The sequence below is a fragment of the Brevundimonas sp. CURTG3B2_SDJG genome (assembly GCF_057364705.1).
The window spans coordinates 1-3,375 of record NZ_JBNFOJ010000294.1 but is presented as its reverse complement, the minus strand read 5'-3'; the positions used below and the strand labels follow the sequence as shown (position 1 = coordinate 3,375).

Here is a 3,375-nt window from a genome sequence, read left to right as displayed (position 1 = left end):
CCCCCGCTGGTCGCCCGGCTGCGGCTCGTGGATCAGGCGCAGGGGGCCGAGCGCCAGCGTCGTGACCACCCGTCCTGGCAGGGCGTCCAGCGCGCCGGCGAGCGCCGCCAGGTCGTGATTGCCCTCAAGCCAGACCCAGTCCCGCCCCGCCGCCAGCCGCGCGATACGGGCGTGGTCGTCCGTGGACAGACGCTCGACCGCCCTCGAGTCATGGAAACTATCGCCGAGCAGCACCACGACGGCCGGATCCAACGCCTCGATCTCGGCCTCCAGCTTGGCCAAGGTCGCCGGGCTGTCGTAAGGCGGCAGCATCTGGCCGCGGGCGGCGAAGGCCGAGCCCTTCTCCAGGTGGAGATCCGAGGCGATCAGGGTCCGGCGCCCCGCGACCCACAGCGCGCCCGAGCAGCGCAGCACGCAGGCCTCGCCGGCGACGCGTACCTTCAGCCCGCCGCAAGGGTGGCGGAACGGCGACAGGGCCTCGCGCAGGGCCGCGTTCACGCCGCGCCCTCCAACCGAGGCGGCGCATCGGCCATGATCTCGGCCACCAGCGCCTCCTCCGAGAACTCCAGAGCGCTTTCCGACAGGATCATCTCGGCCGCCCCGCCGCCGACCCGTTCACGCCCGATCTGCACCAGCACCGGCACGCAGAAGGGCGAGGGTCCCTCCAGCGCCTTCAGCACGATCCTGCCCTGGATCCGTGACAGCATTTGGCCCAGCCGCGCCACGTCGAGCAGGCCCGAGGCCGCATCGGCTCGCGCGGTCTTCAACAGCAGGTGGTCGGGCTGGTGCCGGCGCAGCACGTCGTAGATCAGGTCGGTCGAGAACGTCACCTGCCGCCCGGTCTTCTCGGCCCCCGGCTGGCGCTGCTCGATCAGACCCGAGATCAGGGCGCACTGGCGGAAGCTGCGCTTCATCATGAAGCTCTCCTCCAGCCAGCTTTCCAGGTCGTCGCCCAGCATGTCCGGCTCGAACAGGGCGTCCAGGTCCAGCCGGTCCATCGGAGCGATCGACCAGATCGCCAGGGAGTAGTCTGTCACCACGAACCCCAGCGGCCCGACGCCGGCGCGATCCAGCCGCCGGGTCAACAGCATGGCCAGGGTGGTGTGGGCGCTGCGCCCCTCGAACGGATAGGCCACCAGGAAATGCCGCGAGCCGCGCGGGAAGGTCTCGACCAGCAGGGTGTCGGCGCCGGGAATCGACGACCGCTCGGCCTGCAGCTCCAGCCACTCCTGCACGTCCGGCGGCAGGACGCGCCAGTGATCGCGATCCTCGACCATCGCCCGGACCCGGGCCGCCAGCGAGGTTCCCAGCGGGAATTTCTGCCCGCCGTAGGACGGGATCTTCGGCGTCTTGTCGAAGGCCGGCGAGACCAGGGCGTCCATCCCGTCGATCCCCTGAAAGGCCCAGACCCGCCCGGCGAAGACGAACGTGTCCCCCGTGGTCATCTGTTCGAACATCCACTCCTCGGCCTCGCCGATCTTGCGCCCGCCGATCAGGTGACGGCCGCGCCGCGACGCCTGGCGCACGTTCAGATTGGCCGCCGAGACGATCGCGCCCACGTTCATCCGGTGACGTTGGGCCGTCACGGCGTTGCGCACCTTCCACCGTCCGTCCTGGGTCCGCACGATACGGGCGAACCGCTCGTAGTTCCGCAGTGCGTAGCCCCCCGTGGCGACCAAATCGACCACCTCCTCGAACGCGTCATAGCCCAGGGTCCGGTACGGCCCGCAGCCGGTGATCTCCGCATACAGTTCGTCGAGCGCGAACGGCTCGGAGCAGGCGCAGCCCATCACGTGCTGGGCCAGCGTGTCCAGGGTGCCTGTGTGCGTCGGCTCCCAGTCGAAGGCGTTTTCGGCCACCGCCTCACGCGCCGCTTGGCATTCCAGCATCTCGAACCGGCTGGCCGGGACCATCAGGGCGCGAGAGGGTTCGTCCAGCCGGTGGTTGGCCCGGCCGATCCGCTGCACCAGCCGACTGGCTCCCTTCGGCGCCGCCAACTGAATCACCAGGTCCACGTCGCCCCAGTCGATCCCGAGGTCCAGCGTCGAGGTGCAGACCACCGCCCGCAGATCGCCACGCGCCATCGCCGCCTCGACCTTGCGCCTCTGCTCGGCCGCCAGCGAGCCGTGATGAAGCGCGATCGCCAGGTCGTCGTCGTTGATCGCCCACAGCTCCTGGAAAACGAACTCGGCCTGCCAGCGCGTGTTGACGAAGATCAGCGTCATGCCCGAGCGCCTGATGGCGTCGTAGACCTCCGGGATCGCATGCACCCCGGTGTGCCCCGCCCACGGCACCCGGCCCTCCGAGACCAGGACGTCCACGACCGGGGGCGCGCCGGGATCACCCCTCACGATCCGCACCCCTTCTTCCCCCGCGGGAGAAGGAAGCGCGTTTGGTCCCGGCTTCAGCCAATCGGCGATCATCTCCGGGTCGTCCACGGTCGCGCTCAGGGCCACGCGCCGCATCGCGGGCGCGAACCGCTGCAACCGCCCCAGGCCCAACGACAGCAAGTCGCCCCGCTTGCCGCTCCAGATCGCGTGCACCTCGTCCAGCACGACGCATCTCAGGTCAGCGAAATAGCTGCGCGCCCCCTCCCAGGCGCAGAACAGCGCCAGCTGCTCGGGCGTGGTCAGCAGGATGTCCGGCGGAAACTCACGCTGCCTCTGCCGCTTTGAGGCCTTGGTGTCGCCCGTCCGGCTCTCGACGTGGATATTCAGCCCGATCTCGCGGATCGGGGTCGTCAGATTGCGCTCGACGTCGGTGGTCAGGGCCTTCAGCGGCGACAGATAGAGGGTGTGCACCCCCGACCCCGGCCCGAAGGGGGCCGGCCGCGGCCCGCGTTCGCTCAACTCGATCAGCGAAGGCAGGAACCCCGCCAGCGTCTTGCCGCCCCCAGTCGGAGCCACCAGCAGCGCGTGCTCGCCGCGCTCGGCGGCCGCGACCATCTCCAACTGGTGCCGGCGCGCCGACCAGCCGCGCGCGGCGAACCAGTCCGCGAACAGCGGCGGAAGCGTTGCAGGAACGGCGGACGGCGTCACCCCGCGCCTATAGCATGTTCCCGTTCCGTTTCACCTCCCTACGCGCTATCTAGGGACGTGTCCGTCTCGCCCCTCACCGCCTCCTCCAGCCTCACCGGCGCCGAGCCCTGGCTGGCCCTGCCGCCGGCCTTGGCCGTGCCGCCGGGCGCGGGGGCGATCTGCGACGACGAAGGCGCGCGCCGGATCGGGCGTGGCGCGGCCGAGGGCGCCTTCACCACCGCTCCGGTCCTGGTCGCCCACGCCAGCCTGACCGCGCGCCGGCTGGGGATCGCGCCGCCGCCCAGGTCGCCGGACCTCCTGGATGTGCTCGAGCTGTTTTCGCCTTCGTCCGGCCCGC

Annotated in this window: 3 protein-coding genes; 1 reads left to right on the top strand and 2 read right to left on the bottom strand. The window is 70.8% G+C overall.

All coding sequences use genetic code 11. The annotated features are described in order from the left end of the window. On the bottom strand, positions 1–498 hold a 498-nt coding region (locus AC2W7C_RS15305; RefSeq protein ID WP_486002175.1), incomplete at its 3' end, for a metallophosphoesterase. Continuing rightward, complete coding sequence (locus tag AC2W7C_RS15300) at positions 495–3,038, bottom strand: ligase-associated DNA damage response DEXH box helicase (RefSeq protein ID WP_486002174.1); 2,544 nt, start codon at positions 3,036–3,038, stop codon at positions 495–497. The genes AC2W7C_RS15300 and AC2W7C_RS15305, both read right to left, overlap by 4 nt. 57 nt (positions 3,039–3,095) lie before the next feature. Here AC2W7C_RS15300 and AC2W7C_RS15295 point away from each other — a divergent pair. Next, the coding region (locus AC2W7C_RS15295; protein ID WP_486002173.1) for a hypothetical protein at positions 3,096–3,375 on the top strand (280 nt) is incomplete at its 3' end.